The following is a 23,015-nucleotide window of genomic DNA, read 5'->3' on the forward strand; positions in this document are numbered from 1 at the left end:
CCGCTGCCGGGCAGCACGACGCCACTGCCGAATTCGTGGTAAAGGCTCTGGATAAACGAAACCGCCAGCCCGCTGCTGTCCATCACGCCGAGCCACACGGTATCGCCCGGCCCTTTGCCGTTGCCCCACGGCGCGGCCTGAAGCGGGTCAATCTGCGCGGCCAGCGCATCCAGGTGCGCCGGGTCGAGCAGCGCCTGCGCGTCCTGCGTCATCTGGCGCGGATCGGTAATAAAGCGGTCACGCAGGCCAAACGCCAGTTTGGTGGCTTCGACGATGCCGTGCAGGGTGTCGGCCTCGTTGCTCTGCGCCAGATCCAGCCGGTCGGTTATCCCGAGGATCGCCTGCGACACCAGCCCCTGCGTCGGCGGCGTCAGGTTAAAGACTTCGCCTTTGCTGTGTTGCAGCCGCAGCGGCACCCGGCGTTTCGGGCGGTAGGCGGCCAGATCCTCGCGCGTGACCGGCATCCCGCAGCTCGCCATCTCATCAGCCATCTGATCCGCCAGCGTGCCGCGATAGAAACTCTCCAGCCCCTCTTCACACAGCACCGACAGGGTGCGCGCCAGCGCCGGCTGGGTGAAGCGGCTGCCGCACAGCGGGATCTCGCCGCCGGGCAAAAACACTTCCGCAAAGGCCGGAAAATGCGCCAGCTCAGCGTATTTGCTGCGGGTGGCCGCCTCCTGCGAGGCCGTCACCGGCACCCCGTCGGCGGCATAGCGGAGCGCGTCACGCAGTAGCCGGTCCAGCGGCAGCTGCTCGCCGCCCAGTTCGCGGCTTACCTGCAACGCCTCCTGCCAGCCGCCCACCGTGCCCGCCACCGTCAGTGCCGCGCCGGGGCCACGGTGCGGAATGCGCGCCTGCCCGGCGTAACGCTCCGGGGTGGCGAGGCTGCCGGCCGCGCCGCTGGCGTCTATCGCGATCGGATCGCCCTGCGGCGGCACAATCAGCCAGAAGCCGTCGCCGCCCAGCCCGTTCATGTGCGGGTAAACCACCGCGATGCTGGCGGCGGCCGCAACCATCGCTTCGATGGCGTTGCCGCCGTCACGCAGCACCGCCAGCGCGCTCTGGCTGGCGAGATGGTGCGGCGTCACGGCCATGCCGAGCGGGGCGCAATTACTGTTTATCATGCCGATTCCTCTGTTTGCCCCGGCAAGGGGCGGATTCACAGGCATAAATCAAGCAAGAGGCGTTCCACTTTGCCGGGTTGCCTGTTACCTTGCCTGCAATAGCGTGAAACAGAGGTTGCAGGGGAGCGGATGAAACAGATTGATGAACGGCTGCGCAGCCATTACGCCGCGCTGACGCCGCAGGAGCAGCGGGTGGCGGACTTTATTTTCGACCACCCCGACCACCTGATGAGCCACAACAGCGCCGAGCTGGCGCGGCTCAGCGGCGTTTCCAAAGCCACCGTCAGCCGGTTGTTCCGGCGGCTGGGGTATGCCAGTTACCGCGGCATGCGTGACGAGGTGCGGGCGCTGCGCCAGAGCGGCCTGCCGCTCACTGACAACCGCGACGCGGTGGAGGGCAACACCCTGCTGGCGCGTCACTACAAGCAGGAGATGGCCAACCTGACGCAGTGGGTGCACCAGATCGATGCCGCGCAGTTTGGTGAGGTGATTGCGGCGCTGGCCGCGGCGCGGCGCGTCTGTTTACTCGGCTTTCGCAACAGCTACCCGGTGGCGCTGCACCTGCGCCAGCAACTGTTACAGATTCGCCCCGGGGTGCAGCTGGTGCCGCAGCCGGGCCAGACGCTCTCCGAGGAGCTGGTGGATCTCACCGCAGACGATGTGGTGATCTTTGTGGCGTTCCGCCGTCGCCCGCGTGCGGTGCGCGCCCTGCTGGCGCAGTTGCAGGCGCAACAGGTGCCGGTGGTGCTGGTGTGCGAGCCGCAGGCGGCTTCGCTGTTGCCGCTGGCGCGCTGGCACCTGGCCGCACCGCTCGACAGCGTCTCCGCGTTTGACGCCTACTCAGCGGCGATGAGCCTGGCTAACCTGCTCAGCAATGCGCTGCTGCACCACCTGCTGGCCAGCGGCCGCCAGCGCATCCACCAGATTGCCGATCTCTACGGCGACCTAGACGAGCTGGAACAGCGCTGACCGCCCAGCGCTGCACCCATACAGTGCGGCTGCACTGATCCCCTGCACCTGATTAACGCACCGCACGCCCGCTGTGCAGTGCGCCGCCCCTTCCGCACTCCCTCTGCTTTTTGCCAATAACCGGGGCGCTGTCATGAGATAACGCCCCAGTTTCCCGCCGGGTGATTCTTGGCACATTCGTTGCAGGATGGCTTCTATAAGAATCTATCGTTTCATCTTTCGCACCCCGGAGATATGCTCATGACATTCAGAAAATCGTTTCTTGCCCTGGCAGGGGCGGCCCTGCTGGTGATGCAGGCGTCGGCCGCACTGGCTGACCAACTGCAACAGATCCAGCAGCGCGGCGTGCTGCGGGTCGCGGTGCCGCAGGACTTCCCCCCGTTCGGCTCGGTAGGCACCGATCTCCAGCCGCAGGGGTATGACATCGACATGGCGCACTACCTGGCCGACAAGATGAAACTTAAGTTGCAACTGGTGCCGGTCACCAGCGCCAACCGCGTGCCTTACCTGCAAACCGACAAGGTGGATCTGGTGATCTCCAGCCTGGGTAAAAATGCGGAGCGCGAGAAGGCGATCGCGTTCAGCCGCGCTTACGCGCCGTTCTTCCTCGGCGTTTTCGGCCCGAAAGAGGAAACCCTGAGTGATGCCAGCCAGCTCGCCGGGCAGAGCATCGGCGTGACGCGCGGCGCGGTGGAGGACATGGTGCTGAGCGGGATTGCGCCGAAAGAGGCGCAGCTCAAGCGGTATGAGGATAACAACACCACGCTGTCCGCCTATCTCTCCGGCCAGGTGAAATATGTGGCGACCGGCAATCTGGTGGTGGCGGCGATTGCCCGCCAGAACCCGGCGAAAGCGCCGGTGGCGAAATTCATGCTGAAGGATTCCCCGTGCTACGTCGGGATGCGCAAGGATGAACCGGCGCTGAAGGCCAAAGTGGATGAACTGATTGGTGAGGCGTTGAAAGACCAGACGCTGAACACGCTGTCGGAAAAATGGCTGAAAGCGCCGTTGCCGGCCGATCTGGGCGCGTAAGGAGCGGACATGACCTATCAGCTCAATTTTCCGGCCCTGTGGCCCTATCTGCCGGAGTTGCTGGCGGGGCTGCTGACCACCCTCGAGCTGACGGCACTGGCGACGGCAGGCGGGATTGCCCTCGGCATCTGCGGCGCGGCGATCCGCTGTGGCAACCGGCCGGTGCTGCGCGCCCTCTGGGGCGGGTATGTTGAGGTCATCCGCAATACGCCGTTTGTGGTGCAGCTGTTTTTTATTGTGTTTGGCCTGCCGGGCCTCGGCCTGAAACTCACGGCCGGGGAAGCGGCCCTGCTGGCGATGCTGATTAACCTGGGCGCCTACAGCACCGAGATTATCCGCGCCGGCATCCAGGCCACGCCGAAAGGGCAGTGGGAAGCCGGGCGGGTGCTTGGGCTGTCGCGCGCGCAGACCTTCCTGCGGGTGGTACTGCCGCCGTCGCTGAAGCGGATTTACCCGGCGCTGGTGAGCCAGTGCATTATCGTAATGCTCGGCAGTTCGGTGGTGTCGCAGGTTTCGTATGAAGAATTGACCTTTGCCGCCAACCTGATTCAGTCGCGCACCTTTTTAAGTTTTGAGGTCTATCTGGTGACTACGCTGTTCTACCTGCTGCTGTCGATAGTGATGCGGCACGTGCTGCTGGCGCTGGGCCGCCGGGTATTTGGAGGCGTACCGGCATGATGACATTTACCGACTGGGACATCGTGCGCAACCTGCTGCTGGCGGCGCGCTGGACGCTGCTGCTGTCGCTGGTGGCGTTCCTCGGCGGCACCCTGGTGACGCTGCCGTTGCTGCTGCTGCGCCTGACCCGCCGCCGCTGGCCGGTGCGGCTGGTGCGCGGTTATACGGTGCTGTTTCAGGGCACACCACTGCTGATGCAGCTCTTTCTGGCGTTCTTCGGCCTCGGCCTGTTCGGCATTGATGTCAGCCCCTGGACGGCGGCAACCCTGGCGCTGACGCTGTTCACCAGCGCCTTTCTGGTGGATATCTGGTTCGGCAGCATCGATGCCTTGCCGAAAGGGCAGTGGGAGGCGTCGCGCTGCCTCGGCCTCACGTTCGGCCAGACGCTGTGGCGGGTGATTGTGCCGCAGGCGTTGCGCATCGCCATCGCGCCGACGGTAGGGTTTTCGGTGCAGGTGGTCAAGGGTACCGCGCTGGCGTCGATTATCGGTTTTATCGAGCTGACCAAGGCGGGCACCATGCTGAATAACGTGACCTATCAGCCGTTTAAAGTGTTTGGGCTGGTGGCCCTGGGCTACTTCCTGATGTGTTATCCGCTTTCGCGTTACAGCCATTATCTGGAGAGAAAATTCCATGCCGTTGATCACCATTAATCAGGTTCAAAAATATTACGGCAAAAACCATGTGCTGAAGGGCGTGGATCTGGATATCGATATGGGCGAGGTGATCTCGATCATCGGCCGCAGCGGCTCCGGCAAAAGTACCCTGTTGCGCTGCATCAACGGGCTGGAGGGGTATCAGGAGGGCAGCATCAAGCTGGGCGGCATGACCATCACTGACAAGGAGTCGCAGGCGCGTGAGATCAGCCGCTCCATCGGCATGGTGTTCCAGAATTTCAACCTCTTCCCGCACATGACCGCGCTGGAGAATGTGATGCTGGCACCACGCCGGGTGCTGGGCAAAAGTGCCGCGGAGTGCCGGGCGCTGGGCGAAGAGATGCTGAACAAAGTCGGGCTGGGCGACCGGATGCACTATGCGCCCGCCAGCCTCTCCGGCGGCCAGCAGCAGCGCGTGGCGATTGCGCGGGCGCTGGCGATGAACCCGAAAGTGCTGCTGTGTGATGAGATCACCTCCGCGCTTGACCCGGAGCTGGTGGGCGAGGTGCTGAAAGTGCTGGAGCAGCTGGCGAAAGAGGGCATGACGCTGGTGCTGGTGACGCATGAGATGAACTTTGCCCGTGAGGTCGGTGACCGCGTGATCTTCATGCATCAGGGGAAAGTGTGGGAACAGGGCGAAAGCCGGGCGCTGTTTGCCCACCCGCAAACGCCGGAACTGCAACAATTTATCGCATCGGTGCGCGGCCTGAACGAGGCCTGAGGCGCGGCGGTGTGCCTGTTTGGTGATAACGAAAGAAGGGAGTGAAACCATGACCCACTACGGACAACTCAACCCGCCCGCCCGCCTGCTGATGGGGCCGGGGCCGATTAACGCCGACCCGCGCGTGCTGCGGGCGATGGCGAGCCAGCTGCTCGGGCAGTATGACCCGGCAATGACCGGCATGATGAACGAAGTCATGGCGCTCTACCGCGGCATCTACCGCACCGAAAACCGCTGGACGCTGCTGGTGGACGGCACCTCCCGCGCCGGGATCGAGGCGGTGCTGCTCTCCGGCATCCGCCCCGGCGACAAAGTGCTGGTGCCGGTGTTCGGCCGGTTCGGCCACCTGTTGTGTGAGATCGCCCGCCGCTGCCGCGCCGAGGTGCACACCATCGAGGTACCGTGGGGCGAGGTGTTTGATCCGCAACAGATTGAGGACGCGATCAAAACGGTGAAGCCGCGCTGGCTGCTCACGGTGCAGGGCGACACCTCCACCACCATGCTCCAGCCGCTCGACCAACTGGGCGAAATCTGCCGCCGCCACGGTGTGCTGTTCTACACCGACGCCACTGCCTCGGTGGCCGGCAATGCGCTGGAGAGTGATGCCTGGGGGCTGGACGCCGTCTCCGCCGGGTTGCAGAAGTGCCTGGGCGGCCCTTCCGGCAGTTCGCCGGTGACCATCAGCGCGCGTTTTGAGGAGGCGATCCGCCGCCGTAAATGCGTGGAGGAGGGCATCCGCACCGCTGAGCACACCGACGGCAGCGAGGAGATGATCTACTCCAACTATTTCGACCTCGGCATGATCATGGATTACTGGGGGCCAGAGCGCCTCAACCACCACACCGAAGCCACCAGTATGCTGTTCGCCGCCCGCGAATGTGCCCGCGTGATCCTGGAAGAGGGGCTGGATCAGACCATCGCACGCCACCAACTGCACGGCGGTGCAATGCTGGCCGGGATTCAGGGCATGGGGCTGGAGGTGTTCGGCGACCTGAACCACCGCATGAACAACGTGCTTGGCGTGATGATCCCGGACGGCATCCCCGGCGAGCAGGTGCGCCAGCTGCTGCTGAACGATTTCTCGATTGAGATCGGCACCTCGTTCGGCCCGCTGGCCGGCAAGATCTGGCGCATCGGCACCATGGGTTATAACGCCCGCAAAGATTGCGTGATGCAGACCCTGACGGCGCTGGAAGCGGTGCTCAACCGGCTCGGCTTCCGCTCCACCCAGGGCGAGGCGCTCCAGGCCGCCTGGAATCATTATGATCAGCAAAACCACGATCAACACGCCGCCCCGGCAGGAGGCCGCTGATGCCTGAATGTTCCTCAGCTGCACCGCCCGCGCTGGATGCAGAGCAGCGCCGCGCCGCCGCGCAACGCATCATGGCGCGCTGTGCGGCGCTGGCGGAGATCAGCGAAACACCGGGCGCGCTGACGCGGGTCTACCTCTCGCCGGAGCACCTGCGCGCCAACCAGTGCGTCGCAGCCTGGATGACGGCGGCGGGGATGCGCGTCTGGCAGGACAGCGTCGGCAACATCTGCGGACGTTATGACGCCCTCACGCCGGACGCCCCGGCGCTGCTGCTGGGCTCGCACCTCGACACCGTGCGCAACGCCGGTCACTACGACGGGATGCTGGGCGTGCTGGCGGCGATTGAAGTGGTGGCTGAGCTGCACCGCACCGGCCGCCGCTTGCCGGTGGCGCTGGAGGTGATCGGCTTTGCCGATGAAGAGGGCACGCGCTTCGGCATCACGCTGCTCGGCAGCCGCGGCATTACCGGCACCTGGCCGCCGGAGTGGCTGGCGCGCACCGATGCCGACGGCGTCAGCGTGGCGCGCGCCTTGCAAGAGGCGGGGCTGGACCCGGCGCGCATCACGGCGGCGGCGCGGCCCCCGGAAGCCTTCTGCGGCTACCTTGAGTTGCACATCGAGCAGGGGCCGTGCCTCGAGGCTGCCGACCTGCCGCTCGGCGTGGTCACCGCTATCAACGGGGCGCGGCGGCTCAACTGCGTGTTCACCGGCGAGGCGAACCACGCCGGGACGGTGCCGATGGGGCAGCGCAAAGACGCGCTGACGGCGGCGGCAGAGTGGGCGCTGGCGGTGGAACGCATCACCACCGAACGCGGGCAGCACCGGGTCGCCACCGTCGGCACCCTGAGCTGCCTGCCGGGCGCGGTCAACGTGATCCCCGGCGAGGTGCGGCTGTCGCTCGACATCCGCGGCCCGGAAGAGGCCCCGCTGGCAAGCCTGCTCGCTGAGCTGCTGGCAGAGGCGGAACAGATCGCCGCCCGGCGCGGGCTGCGCTTCTCCGCCGAGCAATTTTACGCCATGCCCGCCACCGCCTGTGATGCCACCTTGCAAACGCATCTCAGCCACAGCGTGGCGGCCGTGCAGGGGCGCAGCCTGAGTTTGCCGAGCGGTGCCGGGCATGACGCGATTGCCGTGGCAGAGCGCTGGCCGGTAGGGATGCTGTTTGTGCGCTGCGATCGCGGCATCAGCCACCACCCGGACGAGTCCGTGAACGAAGCCGATGTGGCCGTGGCGGTGGCGGCGTACTTCTCCGCCGTGCTGGCGATAGCCGGGGAACCCGCGCCGGTGTGACCTTTACGCATTCCGGCACGTGTTTTGCACTTCCCTTTCTGCCGGGTTGCCTCAGGAGTAACGATGAACGTAGATGACTTTAATGCGCTTTCCGCGGAACGCGCCGGGGCACTGTTACGCCCCTGTGTGGCGATCCCGGCTTGGGCGGCGCAGCTGGTTGCCGGGCGGCCTTACGCCTCGCGCACGGAATTACTCGCAGCGGCCCGGCAGGCCAGCCAGGGCTGGCAGGAGGCTGAGCTGATGCTGGCGCTCAGCGCCCACCCGCGCATCGGGGAGCGCGCCGCCGGGCAGCACGCGGAAGCGGCATTTTCCCGCCGCGAGCAGGCGGGCGTACCCCCTGATGCAGATACCGCCGCTGCACTGCGGGCGGGCAACCTGGCCTATGAGCAGCGGTTCGGCCGGGTATTTCTGGTGCGCGCCAAAGGGCGCAGCGCTGAGGAGATGTTGGCCATCCTGCAACGCCGCCTGGTGAACAGCCCGGTGCAGGAGCAGCAGGAGAGCCTGGAACAGTTGCGGCAGATTACGCTGCTGCGCTTAGAGGAGCTGATTACGCCATGAGCACCATTACCACCCACATTCTTGATACCGCGCTCGGCCAACCGGCGGCGGGCGTGGCCGTCTGGCTGGCGCAGATCGTCGACGGGCAGGAGCAGGTCATCGCCCGCAGTGAAACCAACCGCGACGGCCGCGTCACTGACCTGACGCCGGACCCGCTGCCCGGCGGCCATTATCGCCTGTGTGCGGACATCGGCGGCTACTTTGCGCGGGATGGGCGGGCGTCACTCTACCTCACCGCCATGCTCGATGTGCAGATTGACGCGGCACAGGCGCACTACCACCTGCCGCTGCTGATCGCCCCTTATGCCTATTCCACTTATCGCGGGAGCTGAATATGAACGACAACATCATTTTAGGGATAAACCAGTACGGCAAAGCCGAGGTGCGGGTGGTGAAGGTAACCCGCGACAGCGCACGCCATGAGATTGATGACCTGAACGTCACCTCCCAGTTGCGCGGTGATTTCCGGGCGGTGCATGAAGAGGGTGACAACGCCCACTGCCTGCCCACCGACACCCAGAAAAACACCGTCTACGCCTTTGCCCGCGACGGCATCCGCTCGCCGGAAGATTTCCTGCTGCGCCTCGGCCGCCACTTCACCGGCAACTATGAAGTAGTGAGCGGCGGCCACTGGTCGGCCGAGCAGTATCAGTGGCAGCGCATCCCGGTGAACGGCGAGGGGCATGACCACGCCTTTGTGCGCAGCGGCCAGGAGACGCGCACCGCCTGCGTGACAATAGACGGCGACCAGACCTGGGTGGTGGCCGGGCTGACCGATCTGGTGGTGATGAAGTCCACCGGCTCGGAGTTCCACGGTTTTATGGAAGACCGCTACACCACCCTGAAAGGCGCGACCGACCGCATTCTGGCCACGGCCGTGACCGCCCGCTGGCGCTATAACCGCCTCGATCTCGACTTCAACGAAGTCTACGGCAACGTGAAACGGCTGCTGCTGGAGACCTTCGCCGACACCCACTCGCTGGCGCTGCAACAGACGCTGTACGCAATGGGCAAGCGCGTGCTGGAGGCGCACCCGGAGATTGATGAGCTGAAATTCTCGATGCCGAACAAGCACCATTTCACGGTGGATCTCTCGCCGTTCGGCCTTGATAACCCGAATGAAGTCTTCTTCGCCGCCGACCGCCCCTATGGGCTGATTGAGGCCAGCGTGCTGCGTGAGAGCAGTTCCCCGGCCGGGAAAGCCTGGGAGAACGTCACCGGCTTCTGTTAATCCGTTACCTGAGGGCACCGACCATGACACCGACCGCGCCACACGCCCCACACCGCCCGGAAGATCAGCGGTTGCCGCTGGGCAAAACCTTTGCCTACGGCTTGCAGCACATTCTGACCATGTACGGCGGGATCATCGCCCCGCCGCTGATTATCGGCACCGCCGCCGGGCTGGGCACCGCCGACATCGGGATGCTGATCTCGGCTGCCCTGTTTGTCAGCGGGCTGGCCACGCTGTTACAGACGCTGGGGCTGCCATTTTTCGGCTCGCGCCTGCCGCTGGTGCAGGGCGTCTCCTTTGCCGGGGTAGCGACCATGGTCACCATCGTCAATGGCGGCGGCGGGCTGCCGTCGGTGTTTGGCGCGGTGATGGTGGCGGCGGCGCTGGGCCTGCTGATCACGCCGTTTTTTGCCCAGGTGATCCGCTTCTTCCCGCCGGTGGTGACCGGCACGGTGATCACGGTGATCGGCCTGTCGCTGATGCCGGTGGCGGTGCGCTGGGCGATGGGCGGCCGCGTTAACGCGCCGGACTGGGGCTCGACCGGCAACATCGGGCTGGCGGCCTTTACGCTGGCGGTGGTGTTGCTGCTGAACAAAGTGGGCAACCGGGCGGTGGCGCGCATTTCGGTGTTGCTGGCGATGGTCATCGGCACCGTGGCGGCGATGCTGGCCGGGAAAGCCCACTTCAGCGGGCTGGCCTCCGGCGCGCTGCTGGCGCTGCCGCAGCCGTTCGCTTTTGGCTGGCCGACCTTTGAGCTGCCGGCGATCTTATCGATGCTGCTGATTGTGCTGGTGCTGCTCACCGAGACCACCGCCGGGCTGATGGCGGTGGGGGAGATTGTCGGCTCGCCGGTGGACAGCCGCCGCATCGCCAACGGCCTGCGCGCCGACATGCTGGCCAGCGCGCTGTCGCCGGTGTTCAACTCCTTCCCGCAGAGCAGCTTCGCCCAGAACATCGGGCTGGTGGCGCTGACCGGCATCAAAAGCCGCTTTGTGGTGAGTGCAGGCGGGTTGATCCTGGTGCTGCTGGGGGTAATCCCGGCGCTGGGGGTGATCTTCGCCACCATTCCGCTGCCGGTGCTGGGCGGGGCAGGCGTGGTGCTGTTTGGCTCGGTGGCGGCCAGCGGCATCCGCACGCTGGCGAAAGTGGACTACAAAGACAACATGAACCTGGTGGTGGTCGCCACGGCCATCGCCTTCGGCATGATCCCGATTGTGATGCCGACCTTCTACGATCATTTTCCCGGCTGGGTGAACACGCTGCTGCACTCCGGCATCAGCGCGTCCTGCCTGGCCGCGCTGCTGCTCAACCTGTTATTCAACCCCGTAAGAAGTGCGGATGTGCCGGGGGTGCGCTCGTCGTCAGTGCCGCGTGGCTGATCTCCCGGGTACGCTTGCTCTGGCGTACCTGTTGCAAGAACGCCATCAGCAGCGGTTGCGGGCGTTCACGGCGTGAGGCCAGCTCCGGCCGCCCGGCCAGGCCGGTAAAGAACGGGTGATCGGCCAGCGTCACCGCCGCGCAGTCATGGTCGTCAAACGCGGCGGCCACCTGTAATCCGGCAGCCGCCAGATCCTCAAGCAGTGCCGGGTTAAGCCGGTGGTGCTGGTGGTAACGCAGGGTGAGGGCGCTGCCTGCCGCTGCCGCCAGCGCACTGCGGTGTTGCACCGTCATGCGGTGGTTGCCGAGGCGCGGTGCGGCCAGCGGCAGCGTGCAGGGCAGCGGGGCGGCGAGGCACTGTTGCGCCAGCGCCGCCACCATCACGTGCATCCCGCTGCCGGTGCCGAGGATCGGCAGATTCTGCTCCAGCGCCCAGTCGGCGGCCTCTGTCTCTACCGCACCCGGCCCTGCGCAGGGGTCGTCCGGCAGGACAATCGCGTCCGCATTGCGCAGCAGCCGCACGCGCTGGCTGTGGCTGACGCCCGGCGACAGAAACAGCAGTTCGATGGGCATTGCCAGTGCATCGGCGGCATCACCCAGTGCAGCCATCATGGCCGGGTTGGCGTCATGATGCTGTTGGGCGGTGCCGGCCAGCGCCACCCGCAGGGTCTGGCCGCTGCGCATCACCGGCTGCGCGACGCTGCCCACCGTCCAGCGGCCGACGTCATCCTGCATCCAGCCGTTGCTGCGCACTTTGCCGCTTTCCCACTCTTCAAGCTGGTAGCGTTGGTTCTTTTTCACCACCCGCAAACACTCTACCGCCACGCCGTGCGACTCCGCATCCGCGATAAACGCCTCCAGTTGGGGCAACAGCGCCGGGTTCACCGGCACCACCAGATCTTCCCTAAGTGCCCGTTCCCGCACCGTTTCCCACGGCGTCTCTGCCCCGGCATCGCGGCCGGTCAATCGTTCGACCCACAGCAACCCGCTGCTGACCCGCTGCCCGCGCGCAGTAATATGCCCCCGCCCGCCGGGGAACCGTTCCTCGTCATGGCTGACCGGCAGATGCAGCAACGGCAACGCCCGCAGCTCAGCAAGAATCGCGGCCAGCGCGCCATACAGCGCCGGTTCCGGCGTAAGGTGTGCAACAAAGGTAATGGTCATCGGTCTGCCCCCTGTGAAATAAAAACAGGGAAGGGATGCAAGTTTTGTACCGGGTGGGGGGGAAGAGGGCTAATCAGGGACTCTTTTAGGTTCGGCGTTTTCTGTAAGTTGGGTATAGGTTCTGTCATCCAGCCCGACTGAGTACTCGTATTTACCCTTGCCATATGTAGATATCCATACCTTTCTTTTATCTTTATCGATGCAGTTCTTTTTCGTTTTCATGTCCTCAAAGCAAAGGAGATCGGAGCCTTGATCAGTATCAGGCATTTCTTTATAACTTCCTCGCCACTCCCAAATTATTACGGTATGGTTTTCATTTTTATCTGTGGGCAAGAATTTATATTTTTCTCAATTGGCTCTTTTTTAGCTTTTCACCATTTTATTTTTCCTTTATCAGTAACAGGGAAGTTTTCAGCGATAATATCCGTAAAAGTTCCTGATCTATGCACAGCGATTATCTTTACAGGCTGTAACAGCCATAAAGCAAAGAGCAAACTTACTAGAAATAACATTTTATTCTTTAACATGCTAGCCTCTGATTTTACTCAACGCGTTTAAGCTCGCTTTCATCGGTGAGCTGAAGATAGGTATGCCCGTTGCTCATATGAAAAATTGTTTTTCCGCCGTCAAAGCAACTTACAGTAAGTACGACCTTTTTCTCTACACAATTAGCTTTTGATTTCATGTCATCAAAGCAAGCTAAGTCTGATTTTTGGTCATTTTTTGGCAGCACTTTATAACCCTCACCATAGTCCAAAAACATAATAGAAAATGAACCATCTGAGTACTTTTTAGGGAGATTGTATTTCTCCTTTAAAATGTTTTTGTTATTTTTCCACCACTCTATTTTTGTCTTATCAAACATAGGGAAGGATTTCACAAGAACGTGGTGGTTATCATGTGCACTGATTATCTCTGTGGGTTTTAAGAGATAAATTCCTGTGTAAATAATTCCTGTAGAAAATGCTGCTATTAAGGATTTATATATGATATGCATTTGATACTCGATAAAATGATATCTGCTGATGATGGGAGGCTAGGGAAAATATTTTATCGAACACGCTTTATTTCGCCATTTTCTACTTCCTGCCTATAAGAAGATCCGCCTCTTAGATTAAAACGAATTTTTTTATCATAAAAAAATGTAATATCCATAATCCATTTCTTTTCAATACATCTTTCTGCTGCTTTGATATCATTAAAGCAAAGTAAATCAGAACCTTGATCAGTATCAGGCATCGCTTTGTAGCCGTGGCCAAAATCAAAAATGGAAATGTAAAAACTTCTGTTTATTGAATAGGGGGCAGGAAAATCATAATTATTTTTTAGCCTGTTTTTATTGTTTTCCCACCAGGCTATTTTACCTTTATCTGTCATTGGGAAGTTTTTGACAAGTAATACACTGCCATCATGTATTGCTATTATTTCTACAGGTTGGGAGAGATACCATACCCCCCATGCTATACATAGTATGCTTGCTATAAGAAAAAATTTTATTTTTGTTGTTAACATTTTCATCCTCTGGTATTTAATTTATACGTTTAAGCTCGCTTTTTTCTGAAATTTGAAGGTAAGCACTGCCGTGACGTGTCCTAATTCTAATTTTACTCCCATCAAACCGGGCAATAGATAACATTATTCCTTCTTTGTCGATACAATTTTTTGGAGAGGGCATATCCGAGAAGCAGCGAAGATCAGAGCCTTGGTCAGTATCTGGCATCTCTTTATAAACGCCATTCCATTTTAAAAAGTATATCCTATATTCCCCCTCTTCATTGGGGTCTGGAACGTTATAGTTATCTTTAAGATAGGAGCTGTTCTTTTTCCACCATGATAGGGCACCCTTGTCAGTCAGCGGGAAATTTTTCACCAGCACAACACTGAGCCCTTTAGCGCCATCGCGGTGAACAGCACCGATTTCCACAGGTCTCAATAACCACCCTAGGCTAAACAGGAAACCTATTAAGAACAGTGTTAATAATATTTTGCTCTTTAACATTTATATCCTCAGGTTTTACTTAACGCGTTTAAGCTCGCTTTTTTCGGAAAGTTGAAGGTAGGTATGCCCATTGTTCATATGAAAACTTGTTTTTCCGCCGTCAAATCGTGAAATCATTAAGATGCTGCCGGGTTTTTCGAGGCAGTTAAAGGTCGTTTTCATATCATCAAAACAGAGTAAATCAGAACCCTGGTCAACATCCGGCATCTCCCGATAGCCATCGCCGAAGTCCCAAATCACCACGGTGTAATAGCCGTTGCTGTCTGGCGCGGGTACGCCATATTTTTTAGTTAAGGAGGCCTTGTTATCCGACCACCATGCTATTTTACCTTTATCAGTCACAGGGAAGTTGTTGACCAGGATAAAGCTAAAGTTATCGTCAGTATGAATCCCTTTAATCTCAATGGGTGTTAATAACCACCCTAGGCTAAAGAGGAAAACCATTAAGAAGAGGATTGGTAATATTTTATTATTTAACATGTTATCCTTTCTTATCTACTTGATGTGTCTGGTTTCGCTTGTTTCGGCAGGTTGGTCATAGAGGCTGCCGTCATTCATTTCATAGAAGATCTTGCTTTGGTAAGGGAGTCTGTAAATCTTCATAAGAAGCCCCGGTTTTTCAACACAGTTTTTCTTCTTAATATCTGCGAAGCAGAGTAAGTCCGAATTCTGATCGGTTTCAGGCATCTCTTTGTACCCGCTGCCTATATCCCATATAACAATTGTAAATTTATTGCTAGGGTTAGGTGTTGGTATCTTATATTTACGCTTAATTTCTTGGTTATTTTTTTTCCACCAGCTTATCTTTTTTTGATCGGTGATTGGGAAGTTTTTAACCAAGATATAATTGTGTGCCATGCCATGATGAACGCCAATGATTTTTACAGGAGCTAATAGCCACCATACCCCGTAGAGGGATGTTAATAATAACAGTATCAATATGATTTTTTGCTTAAACATGTTTTCCTCTGGTTTTTTATAGGTTAATTAACCCGCTTTATCTCGCTTTGTTCTTTTAGTTGAATATAGGTATTACTATTTCGTGTTCTATACATGATTTTACCACCATCAAATTTTGAAATAGAAAAAACTATCCCATCCTTTTTAATGCAATTTTTTGTGGTTGCCATATCATCAAAGCAGCGGAGGTCAGAACCTTGATCCGTATCTGGTAATGTTCTATAAACCCCGTCCCACTTCAAAAAGACTAAATCATAATGTCCTTCTTCATCATAAGAAGGGATGTCGTATTTTTCTTTAAATCGGTTTTTATTTTCGTTCCACCATGAAATAGCACCATTATCAGTCAAAGGGAAATTTTTTACCAGGATGGTAGCATATCCTTTATAACCATCCCGATGGATTGCACCAATTTTTACCGGTCTCGATAACCACCATAGGCTAAATGATAACCCTACTAATAACAGTGCTAATAATATTTTGCTCTTTAACATTTTTATCCTCAGGTTTTACTTAACGCGTTTAAGCCCGCTTTTTTCGGAAAGTTGAAGGTACGTATTACCATGACGTGTTTCAATCTTAATTTTACCCCCATCAAACCGGGCAATAGATAACATTATCCCTTCTTTATCGATACAGTTTTTTGGGGAGGGCATATCCGAAAAGCAACGAAGATCAGAACCTTGGTCAGTATCAGGCATCTCTTTATAAATGCCATTCCATTTTAAAAAGTATATCCTATATTCACCCTCTTCATTGGGGTCTGGAACGTTATAGTTATCTTTAAGGTAGGAGCTGTTCTTTTTCCACCATGATAGGGCGCCCTTGTCAGTTAGCGGGAAATTTTTCACCAGCACAACACTGAGTCCTTTAGCGCCATCGCGGTGAACAGCATCGATTTCCACAGGTCTTAACAACCACCATAGGCTAAATAAGAAACCTATTAATAACAGTGCCGATAATATTTTATTCTTTAACATTTATATCCTCTGGTTTTTATTCAACGCGCTTAAGCTCACTTTTGTCGCTAAGTTGAAGATAAGTATGTCCGTTGCTCATATGAAAACTTGTTTTTCCGCCGTCAAAACAACTCACGGTAAGTACTACCTTTTTCTCTATACAATTAGCTTTTGATTTTATGTCATCAAAGCAAGCTAAGTCTGAGTTTTGGTCAGTTTCTGGAAGCACTTTATAACCCTCACCATAGTCCCAAAACATAATAGAAAATGAACCATCTGAGTACTTTTTAGGGAGGTTGTATTTCTCCTTTAAAATTTTTTTGTTATTCTCCCACCACTCTATTTTTGCTTTATCAAAAATAGGGAAGTGTTTAACAAGGACGTGATGGTTATCATGTGCATTAATTATTTCTGTGGGCTTCAATAGATGGAAACTATTGTAAATAATGCCAGCGGTAAGCACCGCTAGCAATAGTTTATATTTATAAGTCACGGTGGCCCTCAATGGTTTTGGTGACATTCATTTCTGTGATGAACGGCTTGTAATCATAATATTCCCAGCGCTGAAGCATAAACCAGATCCGGAATAGTCGAAACTGGTGATAAAGCGGGTGTTGGACGTCCACATCATCCAGTCCAAAGTGATCCTGTATTTGGTAGTGTATGGTGGCACGGAAAGTGTCACCGTTAATATCTAATGATTTTAATATGATATGTGTTGCTGCAGTGCCGTGAACAGTAATGCCTAAACCATTAATTCGATCAGCCCAGTTATTAAATTTAGGTAAAATAGAATCTATTATAGATGCATGAAATTCACTATGCTTTTCTAAAGGATAATATTTTCCTTCCCAAGAGATAAATTTTTGCAGAGTGTTTCTAATTCGTTTAATTGAACTACTTTCGCTTGTATCCTCATCAATCCTTTCCTTCATCGCCCTGTCCAGCAACGGATCACTAAACGGCTTTCCGCTGTTCTCCTGCATATGCGCGATCATCTTGCGCATCAGCCCCTGATAGGGCCCCTGGAAAGAGTAGAGATCAGAAAGGTGGCGGAACTCATCAAACAATATCCGGGCGCTGGCTTGCCTGTCCGCCATCTGGTAGGGGTTACAGCGCGAGGAAATATCCGTCAGATGGTATTGCTCCCGTAATTGGGCGGCAGTCAGGTCACCATGCTTCATATCGGAAGCGGTATAGTCGTCCATCTTCTTTTGCGTTTCAAAAATCAGGGCGGGCAGCGGCAGGGGCGGGGAAACCGGTTTTTTTGCGGTTTGGGCGTACTGGGTGGGTTCTGTCTGATGTGTGGTGCTGGGTTCTGTTTCACGAAAAGAGGACGAGAATCCTCCCTGATCGGCGCTCTCATCAAAGAAACTGGATTCGGCGCACACGGTGTGGTTAGGGCAACCGCACATTACGCGGTCACCATTGGCAACAAAATAGCCATCCTCAAACCAACCCGTGCCTGTTGCCGCCATCTGGAAACTTCCCCGGCAGACATTGCACCATGCCAGATCACCAAATTGGGCTAACGGCAGATCTCCCTCATAAACCGATGTTGTGGCACTGACAATGTATCCCTGAGTTGTCTTATTGCCCAAGCGGGCAAGCATCCTGGCCATACCAATAATCCTCTGTTAAAAAAACAGAAAGACCATACTCCTTGTGTGGTTAACAGGCAAGTGCTGTATAAACAGAAATCCCGCCCACTTTTCAGCAGGCGGTATTGCTTAATCGTGGCGCAGGAAGCTGTCTTGATCCATCCAGGCGGGGAAGGCCTGGCGGTAGGCCTGGAGCGCTTCCAGAGAGAGCGCGGCCTCAATGGTCGCCGGGGTTTCCGGGGCGGCGGAAGCCAGTACCGCGCCTTGCGGGTCATGGATCACGCTGTCACCGCGGTAGTGCAGGCCGTTGCCGTCAGTGCCTACCCGGTTGCAGCCGGCGACGTAGCACTGGTTCTCAATCGCCCTCGCGGCCAGCAGGGTTTGCCAGTGGGCGGCGCGCGCGGCGGGCCAGTTGGCGACGTAGAGCGCCAGATCGTAATCCTGATGGCAGCGTGACCAGACCGGGAAACGCAGGTCGTAACAGATCTGCGGCAGGATGCGCCAGCCGCGCCACTCGATGATCTCGCGCCGTTTGCCCGCCTGATAGTGCATATGTTCGTTCGCCATGCGGAACAGGTGGCGCTTGTCGTAACGGTGCACCCGGCCGCCCGGCTCCACCAGCAGGAAGCGGTTCACTGCGCCTTCCGGCGTTTTCAGCGCCACACTGCCACCCACCAGCGCGTGGGTCTGCTGCGCCCAGCGGTGCAGCCAGGCGATCACCTCCGCCTCCGGCAGCGCGCTGGCGGGCGCCTGCATCGCGAAACCGGTGGTGAACATCTCCGGCAGGATGATCAGATCGCGCCCGTGCAGCGTGCTGAGCAGGGTGTCGAAATGGCGCAGGTTGGCCGCGCCGTCCAGCCACGTCAGCGGCTGTTGCAGTAAAGTCAGGTTCAGAGTTGACACAGGCGCTCCGCGGCGGCGTCCAGCGTGGCATCCTGCTTGGCAAAACAGAGCCGCACCAGTTTGTGGGGGAAGGCATCGGCACAGAATACCGACAGCGGAATCGCCGCCACGCCGACATGCTCGGTCAGCCAGCGGCTGAAGGCGACATCATCCAGATCTGAGATCGCGCTGTAGTCCACCAGCAGGAAATAGGTGCCCTCGCACGGCAGCACCTCAAAGCGGCTGGCGGCCAGCGCCTGCACCAGCCGGTCACGCTTCGCCTGGTAAAATGCCGGCAGCGTCTGCCAGTGCGCCGGTTCGTGGCGCAGCATATCCGCCAGCGCCAGCTGCACCGGGGTGGTGATGGAGAAGGTCAGGTACTGGTGCACTTTGCGCAGCTCGGCGGTGATCGCCGCCGGGGCGATGCAGTAACCGACGCGCCAGCCGGTCATGTGGTAGGTTTTGCCGAACGAGTAGACCGCCACCGCCCGCTGGCGCAATTGCGGGTGTGCCAGCACGCTGGCGTGGCCCTGCGCGGTGAAGCAGATGTGCTCATACACTTCGTCACTCAGCACGTAAATCTCGCGGTCGCCAATCGCCTGCCACAGCGCCTCGAAATCCGCCGCCTGCCAGCTGGTGGCGGACGGGTTGTGCGGCGTGTTGACGATCACCAGCCGGGTGTTGTCGGTGATAAGGCCGGCAAACTGTGACCAGTCCACGCGGAAGGCGGGCGGTTGCAGCGTGATGCGCGTCATGGTGCCGCCCGCCAGCTCTACCGCCGGGCCGTAGCTGTCATAGCTCGGGTCGAAGCAAATCATCTCGTCGCCCCGTCGCACCAGCGCGGTGATGGCGGCATAGAGCGCCTCGGTCGCCCCGGCGGTAATCGTCACCTCCGCACCGGCATCCGGCTGCCAGCCGTAGCGGTCAGCGGTTTTATCGGCAATCGCTTCACGCAGCGCGGCACAGCCGGTCATCGGGGCGTACTGGTTCGCGCCCTGCGCCACATGGAACGCCAGCCGCGCTTTCAGGTAGTCGGGGCCGTCATAATCCGGGAAGCCCTGCGACAGGTTAATGGCGTTGTGCTGCTGCGCCAGGGCGCTCATCTGGGTGAAAATGGTGGTGCCGAGGGCCGGTAATTTACTTTGCGGGATCAGGGCTGCGCTCATGGTGTTTGCCGATACTCAGAAATGGGTGTAACGACAATATAACATCTGTCTGACGTTTGGCAATCAAGACGCTTAGACGGCCAAATCCGGGAAGTCGGGGCAAATAAAGAGGTGTTTCGGGGCGCGATCCTTTTATAATGCGCACCGGCGCTCCCAAACGCCGCCCTCTCTTAAAAACAGGAATGACCGATATGATGAACAACGATGTTTTGCGCAGCATCCGCTACATGCTTGACCTGAGCGATGCCCGCCTCATCGAGATCCTGGCTTCGGCCGGTGAAAGCGCGAGCGTGGAGCAGGTGCAAAGCTATCTGAAGAAAGAGGAGGAGGCGGGCCACCAGCCTTGCCCGGACACCGTGATGGCGCACTTCCTGAATGGCCTGATCTTCTTCCGCCGCGGCCGTGATGAGTCGCACCCGGCCCCGGAAATTGAACTGCCGGTCACCAACAACATTATCCTGAAAAAGCTGCGCGTGGCGTTCGAGCTGAAAACCACCGACATTCTGGAGATCCTGGCGTCCGTGGATTTCCGCGTCTCGCAGCCGGAGATCGGCGCGATCTTCCGCAAGCCGGGGCACAAGAACTATCGCCCGTGCGGTGACCAGTTTATGCGTTACTTCCTGAAGGGCCTGACGCAGCGCGTGCGCCCGGCGAAAGCGTAACCGCGGCATCAGCGAAAAAAAACGGCACTCCAGGGAGTGCCGTTTTGCTTACTGCGGGTAAAGTTGCTGTGTAATGTCTTTGCCCTATGCCGCCTCAGGGTGGCGCGGCGTCTGTTTCAATGAGTCCGGCTTTTTGGCTGCCAGTTCCTCAGGGTCGAAATCGTCTACGTTAATCGAACGCAGACGGCTCTCTTCCGCCTGGATTAATATACGCGCCTCGTCGTCATTAATCTTCCCTTCTTTATGAGCCTGTTGCGCCAGCTGATCCAGCCGGGTGAACGGCAGGGTTTTGCCAGCCTCACGGCAGAGCCGTTTATGGACAACTTCCGCTGCAATGATGTGCTGTAACGCCTCTTCCAGCTGGCCGAACGGGTTATTTTCGCCCGGCGTCAGGTACTGGCCGCGCCCAAGGCGCGAGCGGGTCGCCGAAGGCTGTTGCAGCAGTTGCGCCAGCTGGTGGTCAAGGCGATCTGACGGGCCTTGCTGCGCCCGGCCAACCGGGAACACCACCAGCCGCATCAGCCCGGCCACCAGCCGGTTCGGGAAGTTGCGCAGCAGCTCATCTAGCGCCTGTTCCGCCTGGCGCAGGCAGTCCTGCACGCCCCAGTGCACCAGCGGCAAATCCGCCTGCTGGCGCCCTTCATCCTCGTAGCGTTTCAGGGTGGCGGTGGCGAGGAACAGCTGGCTGAGGATGTCACCCAGCCGCGCCGAGATGCGTTCACGGCGTTTCAGGCTGCCGCCCAGCACGCCCATTGAGACATCCGCCAGCAGCGCAAGGTTGGCGCTCAGCCGGTTGATCTGCTGGTAATAACGCGTGGTGGCGTCACGCACCGGTGCACGGCTGGTGCGGCCGTTGGTCAGGCCGAGCCACAGACTGCGCATTTCATTGCTGCCGACGTGGCCGAGGTGGCCGAACAGCGCGCGGTCAAAGCGTTCCACATTACGTTCTGCGGCAGCCGCCATCTCCTCCAGCACATACGGGTGGCAGCGGATCGCCCCCTGGCCGAAGATGATCATGCTGCGGGTCAGGATGTTCGCCCCTTCCACGGTGATGGCGATCGGCGCGCCCTGATAGGTGCGGGCGAGGAAGTTGCTGCGGCCGAGCATAATGCCCTTGCCGCCGGTGATGTCCATCGCGTCCATCACCGCGCGCTGCCCTCGGTGGGTACAGTGGTATTTGATGATGGCGGAGAGCACCGCCGGTTTCTCCCCGGCCATGATGCCGGTGGTGATCAGCGTGGCGGCGGCGTCCATTACGTAGGCGTTACCGGCAATGCGCGCCAGCGGCTCCTCGATGCCTTCCATTTTACCGATCGCCACTTTGAACTGGCGGCGGATGTGGGCATAGGCACCGGTGGCCAGCGCCACCGATTTGAGGCTGCCGGTGGAGTTGGAGGGCAGGGTGATGCCGCGCCCGACCGACAGGCATTCCACCAGCATCCGCCAGCCCTGGCCGGCCATCGCCGGGCCGCCGATGATGGTGTCAATCGGCACAAAGATGTTGTTGCCGCGCGTCGGGCCGTTCTGGAACGGCACGTTAAGCGGGAAGTGGCGGCGGCCGATCTCTACGCCCGGCGTGCTGGTGGGGATTAGCGCGCAGGTGATGCCGAGCTCAACGGTTTCGCCCAGCAGGTGTTCCGGGTCAGAGAGTTTGAACGCCAGCCCAAGCACCGTGGCGACCGGGGCCAGCGTGATGTAGCGCTTGTTCCAGGTCAGGCGCATGCCCAGCACCTGCCGGCCCTGCCACTCGCCCATGCAGACCACGCCGGTGTCCGGGATCGCCCCGGCATCCGAGCCCGCTTCCGGGCTGGTGAGTGCGAAACAGGGGATCTCCTGCCCGCGTGCCAGCCGCGGCAGGTAGTGATCCTTCTGCGCGTCGGTGCCGTAGTGTTGCAGCAGCTCGCCGGGGCCGAGGGAGTTCGGCACGCCTACGGTTATCGCCAGAATGCCGGAGACGCCCGCCAGTTTCTGCAACACCCGCGCCTGGGCATAGGCGGAGAATTCCAGCCCGCCATACTCTTTCTTGATGATCATCGCAAAGAAGCGGTGCTCTTTCAGGTAGGCCCACAACTCCGGCGGCAGGTCGGCCAGTTCGTGGGTGATGGCGAAATCATTCGCCATGCGGCACGCCTCGTTGACCGGGCCGTCCAGAAACGCCTGCTCTTCCGGCGTCAGCACCGGCTGCGGGTAGTTGTGCAGTTTTTTCCAGTCCGGCGCGCCCTGGAAGATATCGCCTTCCCACCAGGTGGTACCGGCATCAATCGCCTCTTTTTCCGTGCGGGACATCGCGGGCATCACCTTACTGAAGGTGCGCATCGCCGGGGCGGAGAAGAGGGCACGGCGCAGCGGCAGCACATTGAGCGGCAGCAGCACCAGGGCCAGCGGCAGCAACACCCACCACGACCACACCTGGGCCGCGCTGAGCACGGCGGCATACGCCAGCAGCAGCAGGCTGCTGAGGAGCAGATTCACCTTGTGGTAGAACAGCACGCCCAGCAGCACCAAAAAACCGATAATCGTAAGCACCAGCATATTGAAAGCTCCCTAAGTTGTAGGAGGTCTGACCTGTTGACGATGTATAGGTTGTAGATGATGGCTATTTTTTTAGCAATACGTTTACATGCTAATTACAATCTGGCTCACATTCCCACCGCACCGGTTGCCAAAAAGCGGGG

Annotated in this window: 28 protein-coding genes; 12 read left to right on the forward strand and 16 right to left on the reverse strand. The window is 58.6% G+C overall.

Annotated elements, in window-relative coordinates:
- Positions 1 to 1,124, reverse strand: a 1,124-nt coding sequence (locus tag CYR55_RS18330; RefSeq protein ID WP_101817808.1) for a gamma-glutamyltransferase family protein, incomplete at its 3' end; no start/stop codon positions are given.
- Between the two features lie 129 nt (positions 1,125 to 1,253).
- On the opposite strand from CYR55_RS18330, the gene CYR55_RS18335 reads away from it, so the two are divergent.
- From CYR55_RS18335 to CYR55_RS18385, 11 genes are all read left to right on the forward strand, one after another.
- Positions 1,254 to 2,093: a MurR/RpiR family transcriptional regulator gene (locus CYR55_RS18335; RefSeq protein WP_101817809.1), complete on the forward strand. Its 840-nt coding sequence runs from the start codon at positions 1,254 to 1,256 to the stop codon at positions 2,091 to 2,093.
- Between the two features lie 240 nt (positions 2,094 to 2,333).
- On the forward strand, positions 2,334 to 3,125 hold the full coding sequence (locus tag CYR55_RS18340; protein ID WP_101817810.1) for a transporter substrate-binding domain-containing protein: 792 nt from the start codon (positions 2,334 to 2,336) through the stop codon (positions 3,123 to 3,125).
- Between the two features lie 9 nt (positions 3,126 to 3,134).
- Positions 3,135 to 3,803: an amino acid ABC transporter permease gene (locus CYR55_RS18345; protein ID WP_101817811.1), complete on the forward strand. Its 669-nt coding sequence runs from the start codon at positions 3,135 to 3,137 to the stop codon at positions 3,801 to 3,803.
- On the forward strand, positions 3,803 to 4,456 hold the full coding sequence (locus tag CYR55_RS18350) for an amino acid ABC transporter permease (protein WP_101817886.1): 654 nt from the start codon (positions 3,803 to 3,805) through the stop codon (positions 4,454 to 4,456). The genes CYR55_RS18345 and CYR55_RS18350 overlap by 1 nt, the downstream gene beginning before the upstream one ends.
- Entirely contained in the window at positions 4,437 to 5,180 is a 744-nt protein-coding gene (locus CYR55_RS18355; RefSeq protein ID WP_101817812.1) for an amino acid ABC transporter ATP-binding protein, read from the forward strand. Before CYR55_RS18350 ends, CYR55_RS18355 begins: the two co-directional genes overlap by 20 nt.
- A gap of 49 nt (positions 5,181 to 5,229) precedes the next feature.
- Positions 5,230 to 6,492: a pyridoxal-phosphate-dependent aminotransferase family protein gene (locus tag CYR55_RS18360; protein WP_101817813.1), complete on the forward strand. Its 1,263-nt coding sequence runs from the start codon at positions 5,230 to 5,232 to the stop codon at positions 6,490 to 6,492.
- Positions 6,492 to 7,781, forward strand: coding sequence for an allantoate amidohydrolase (gene hpxK / locus CYR55_RS18365; RefSeq protein WP_101817814.1), 1,290 nt, complete (start codon positions 6,492 to 6,494; stop codon positions 7,779 to 7,781). The genes CYR55_RS18360 and hpxK overlap by 1 nt, the downstream gene beginning before the upstream one ends.
- 63 nt (positions 7,782 to 7,844) lie before the next feature.
- Positions 7,845 to 8,339 (forward strand): 2-oxo-4-hydroxy-4-carboxy-5-ureidoimidazoline decarboxylase, encoded by a 495-nt coding sequence (uraD, locus tag CYR55_RS18370; RefSeq protein ID WP_101817815.1) that lies wholly within the window; start codon positions 7,845 to 7,847, stop codon positions 8,337 to 8,339.
- Entirely contained in the window at positions 8,336 to 8,671 is a 336-nt protein-coding gene (uraH, locus tag CYR55_RS18375; protein ID WP_101817816.1) for a hydroxyisourate hydrolase, read from the forward strand. Before uraD ends, uraH begins: the two co-directional genes overlap by 4 nt.
- A 2-nt stretch (positions 8,672 to 8,673) precedes the next feature.
- Positions 8,674 to 9,570: a factor-independent urate hydroxylase gene (gene pucL, locus CYR55_RS18380; RefSeq protein WP_101817817.1), complete on the forward strand. Its 897-nt coding sequence runs from the start codon at positions 8,674 to 8,676 to the stop codon at positions 9,568 to 9,570.
- 23 nt (positions 9,571 to 9,593) lie between these two features.
- Positions 9,594 to 10,949 carry a nucleobase:cation symporter-2 family protein gene (locus CYR55_RS18385; RefSeq protein WP_101817818.1) on the forward strand — a complete coding sequence of 452 codons (1,356 nt, stop codon included), beginning with the start codon at positions 9,594 to 9,596 and terminating at the stop codon, positions 10,947 to 10,949.
- Here CYR55_RS18385 and CYR55_RS18390 read toward each other — a convergent pair.
- The 14 genes from CYR55_RS18390 to CYR55_RS18455 form a co-directional block, all read right to left on the reverse strand.
- Positions 10,888 to 12,111, reverse strand: coding sequence for a glutamine amidotransferase-related protein (locus CYR55_RS18390; protein WP_101817819.1), 1,224 nt, complete (start codon positions 12,109 to 12,111; stop codon positions 10,888 to 10,890). The genes CYR55_RS18385 and CYR55_RS18390 overlap by 62 nt on opposite strands.
- A 69-nt stretch (positions 12,112 to 12,180) precedes the next feature.
- A complete protein-coding gene (locus CYR55_RS24245) occupies positions 12,181 to 12,444 on the reverse strand; it encodes a DUF943 family protein (RefSeq protein ID WP_101817820.1) in 264 nt (87 codons plus the stop codon).
- A gap of 38 nt (positions 12,445 to 12,482) precedes the next feature.
- Positions 12,483 to 12,638, reverse strand: a complete 156-nt coding sequence (locus tag CYR55_RS24140) for a DUF943 family protein (RefSeq protein ID WP_101817821.1) — start codon at positions 12,636 to 12,638, stop codon at positions 12,483 to 12,485.
- A gap of 14 nt (positions 12,639 to 12,652) precedes the next feature.
- Positions 12,653 to 13,108, reverse strand: a complete 456-nt coding sequence (locus CYR55_RS18405; RefSeq protein ID WP_101817822.1) for a DUF943 family protein — start codon at positions 13,106 to 13,108, stop codon at positions 12,653 to 12,655.
- A gap of 53 nt (positions 13,109 to 13,161) precedes the next feature.
- A complete protein-coding gene (locus CYR55_RS18410; RefSeq protein WP_165699625.1) occupies positions 13,162 to 13,623 on the reverse strand; it encodes a DUF943 family protein in 462 nt (153 codons plus the stop codon).
- Positions 13,624 to 13,639: 16 nt separating this feature from the next.
- Entirely contained in the window at positions 13,640 to 14,110 is a 471-nt protein-coding gene (locus tag CYR55_RS18415) for a DUF943 family protein (protein ID WP_101817824.1), read from the reverse strand.
- Between the two features lie 15 nt (positions 14,111 to 14,125).
- Positions 14,126 to 14,590, reverse strand: a complete 465-nt coding sequence (locus tag CYR55_RS18420) for a DUF943 family protein (RefSeq protein WP_101817825.1) — start codon at positions 14,588 to 14,590, stop codon at positions 14,126 to 14,128.
- 15 nt (positions 14,591 to 14,605) lie between these two features.
- Positions 14,606 to 15,070: a DUF943 family protein gene (locus CYR55_RS18425; RefSeq protein WP_101817826.1), complete on the reverse strand. Its 465-nt coding sequence runs from the start codon at positions 15,068 to 15,070 to the stop codon at positions 14,606 to 14,608.
- A gap of 23 nt (positions 15,071 to 15,093) precedes the next feature.
- A complete protein-coding gene (locus tag CYR55_RS18430; protein WP_101817827.1) occupies positions 15,094 to 15,564 on the reverse strand; it encodes a DUF943 family protein in 471 nt (156 codons plus the stop codon).
- Between the two features lie 15 nt (positions 15,565 to 15,579).
- Entirely contained in the window at positions 15,580 to 16,050 is a 471-nt protein-coding gene (locus CYR55_RS18435) for a DUF943 family protein (protein WP_101817828.1), read from the reverse strand.
- Positions 16,051 to 16,066: 16 nt separating this feature from the next.
- Positions 16,067 to 16,522: a DUF943 family protein gene (locus CYR55_RS18440; protein WP_241522185.1), complete on the reverse strand. Its 456-nt coding sequence runs from the start codon at positions 16,520 to 16,522 to the stop codon at positions 16,067 to 16,069.
- Positions 16,512 to 17,651 carry a PAAR domain-containing protein gene (locus tag CYR55_RS18445; protein WP_101817830.1) on the reverse strand — a complete coding sequence of 380 codons (1,140 nt, stop codon included), beginning with the start codon at positions 17,649 to 17,651 and terminating at the stop codon, positions 16,512 to 16,514. The genes CYR55_RS18440 and CYR55_RS18445 overlap by 11 nt, the downstream gene beginning before the upstream one ends.
- 108 nt (positions 17,652 to 17,759) lie before the next feature.
- Positions 17,760 to 18,533, reverse strand: a complete 774-nt coding sequence (locus tag CYR55_RS18450; protein WP_101817831.1) for an amidohydrolase — start codon at positions 18,531 to 18,533, stop codon at positions 17,760 to 17,762.
- Complete coding sequence (locus CYR55_RS18455) at positions 18,521 to 19,678, reverse strand: pyridoxal phosphate-dependent aminotransferase (RefSeq protein WP_101817832.1); 1,158 nt, start codon at positions 19,676 to 19,678, stop codon at positions 18,521 to 18,523. Before CYR55_RS18455 ends, CYR55_RS18450 begins: the two co-directional genes overlap by 13 nt.
- A gap of 191 nt (positions 19,679 to 19,869) precedes the next feature.
- Here CYR55_RS18455 and CYR55_RS18460 point away from each other — a divergent pair, with 191 nt between their 5' ends.
- Positions 19,870 to 20,340 (forward strand): YehS family protein, encoded by a 471-nt coding sequence (locus CYR55_RS18460; protein WP_101817833.1) that lies wholly within the window; start codon positions 19,870 to 19,872, stop codon positions 20,338 to 20,340.
- A gap of 84 nt (positions 20,341 to 20,424) precedes the next feature.
- Here the strand turns inward: CYR55_RS18460 and fadE are convergent, their stop codons facing one another.
- Positions 20,425 to 22,872 carry an acyl-CoA dehydrogenase FadE gene (gene fadE, locus CYR55_RS18465; protein WP_101817834.1) on the reverse strand — a complete coding sequence of 816 codons (2,448 nt, stop codon included), beginning with the start codon at positions 22,870 to 22,872 and terminating at the stop codon, positions 20,425 to 20,427.
- Positions 22,873 to 23,015: the final 143 nt, after the last annotated feature.

This window comes from Chimaeribacter californicus (assembly GCF_002858675.1).
GTDB classification, from domain to species: domain Bacteria; phylum Pseudomonadota; class Gammaproteobacteria; order Enterobacterales; family Enterobacteriaceae; genus Chimaeribacter; species Chimaeribacter californicus.

Excerpts from the sequence above, each read along its gene's own strand:
- CYR55_RS18455 (WP_101817832.1), bottom strand. The coding sequence starts at position 19,678 with ATGAGCGCAGCCCTGATCCCGCAAAGTAAATTACCGGCCCTCGGCACC.
- CYR55_RS18445 (WP_101817830.1), bottom strand. The coding sequence starts at position 17,651 with ATGGCCAGGATGCTTGCCCGCTTGGGCAATAAGACAACTCAGGGATAC.
- uraH (WP_101817816.1), top strand. The coding sequence starts at position 8,336 with ATGAGCACCATTACCACCCACATTCTTGATACCGCGCTCGGCCAACCG.
- CYR55_RS18405 (WP_101817822.1), bottom strand. The coding sequence starts at position 13,108 with ATGCATATCATATATAAATCCTTAATAGCAGCATTTTCTACAGGAATT.
- pucL (WP_101817817.1), top strand. The coding sequence starts at position 8,674 with ATGAACGACAACATCATTTTAGGGATAAACCAGTACGGCAAAGCCGAG.
- CYR55_RS18460 (WP_101817833.1), top strand. The coding sequence starts at position 19,870 with ATGATGAACAACGATGTTTTGCGCAGCATCCGCTACATGCTTGACCTG.
- CYR55_RS18425 (WP_101817826.1), bottom strand. The coding sequence starts at position 15,070 with ATGTTTAAGCAAAAAATCATATTGATACTGTTATTATTAACATCCCTC.
- CYR55_RS18345 (WP_101817811.1), top strand. The coding sequence starts at position 3,135 with ATGACCTATCAGCTCAATTTTCCGGCCCTGTGGCCCTATCTGCCGGAG.
- CYR55_RS18360 (WP_101817813.1), top strand. The coding sequence starts at position 5,230 with ATGACCCACTACGGACAACTCAACCCGCCCGCCCGCCTGCTGATGGGG.
- CYR55_RS18410 (WP_165699625.1), bottom strand. The coding sequence starts at position 13,623 with ATGTTAACAACAAAAATAAAATTTTTTCTTATAGCAAGCATACTATGT.
- CYR55_RS18420 (WP_101817825.1), bottom strand. The coding sequence starts at position 14,590 with ATGTTAAATAATAAAATATTACCAATCCTCTTCTTAATGGTTTTCCTC.
- uraD (WP_101817815.1), top strand. The coding sequence starts at position 7,845 with ATGAACGTAGATGACTTTAATGCGCTTTCCGCGGAACGCGCCGGGGCA.
- hpxK (WP_101817814.1), top strand. The coding sequence starts at position 6,492 with ATGCCTGAATGTTCCTCAGCTGCACCGCCCGCGCTGGATGCAGAGCAG.
- CYR55_RS18355 (WP_101817812.1), top strand. The coding sequence starts at position 4,437 with ATGCCGTTGATCACCATTAATCAGGTTCAAAAATATTACGGCAAAAAC.
- CYR55_RS24140 (WP_101817821.1), bottom strand. The coding sequence starts at position 12,638 with ATGTTAAAGAATAAAATGTTATTTCTAGTAAGTTTGCTCTTTGCTTTA.
- CYR55_RS18385 (WP_101817818.1), top strand. The coding sequence starts at position 9,594 with ATGACACCGACCGCGCCACACGCCCCACACCGCCCGGAAGATCAGCGG.
- CYR55_RS18390 (WP_101817819.1), bottom strand. The coding sequence starts at position 12,111 with ATGACCATTACCTTTGTTGCACACCTTACGCCGGAACCGGCGCTGTAT.
- fadE (WP_101817834.1), bottom strand. The coding sequence starts at position 22,872 with ATGCTGGTGCTTACGATTATCGGTTTTTTGGTGCTGCTGGGCGTGCTG.
- CYR55_RS18335 (WP_101817809.1), top strand. The coding sequence starts at position 1,254 with ATGAAACAGATTGATGAACGGCTGCGCAGCCATTACGCCGCGCTGACG.
- CYR55_RS18435 (WP_101817828.1), bottom strand. The coding sequence starts at position 16,050 with ATGTTAAAGAATAAAATATTATCGGCACTGTTATTAATAGGTTTCTTA.
- CYR55_RS18350 (WP_101817886.1), top strand. The coding sequence starts at position 3,803 with ATGACATTTACCGACTGGGACATCGTGCGCAACCTGCTGCTGGCGGCG.
- CYR55_RS18430 (WP_101817827.1), bottom strand. The coding sequence starts at position 15,564 with ATGTTAAAGAGCAAAATATTATTAGCACTGTTATTAGTAGGGTTATCA.
- CYR55_RS18415 (WP_101817824.1), bottom strand. The coding sequence starts at position 14,110 with ATGTTAAAGAGCAAAATATTATTAACACTGTTCTTAATAGGTTTCCTG.
- CYR55_RS18340 (WP_101817810.1), top strand. The coding sequence starts at position 2,334 with ATGACATTCAGAAAATCGTTTCTTGCCCTGGCAGGGGCGGCCCTGCTG.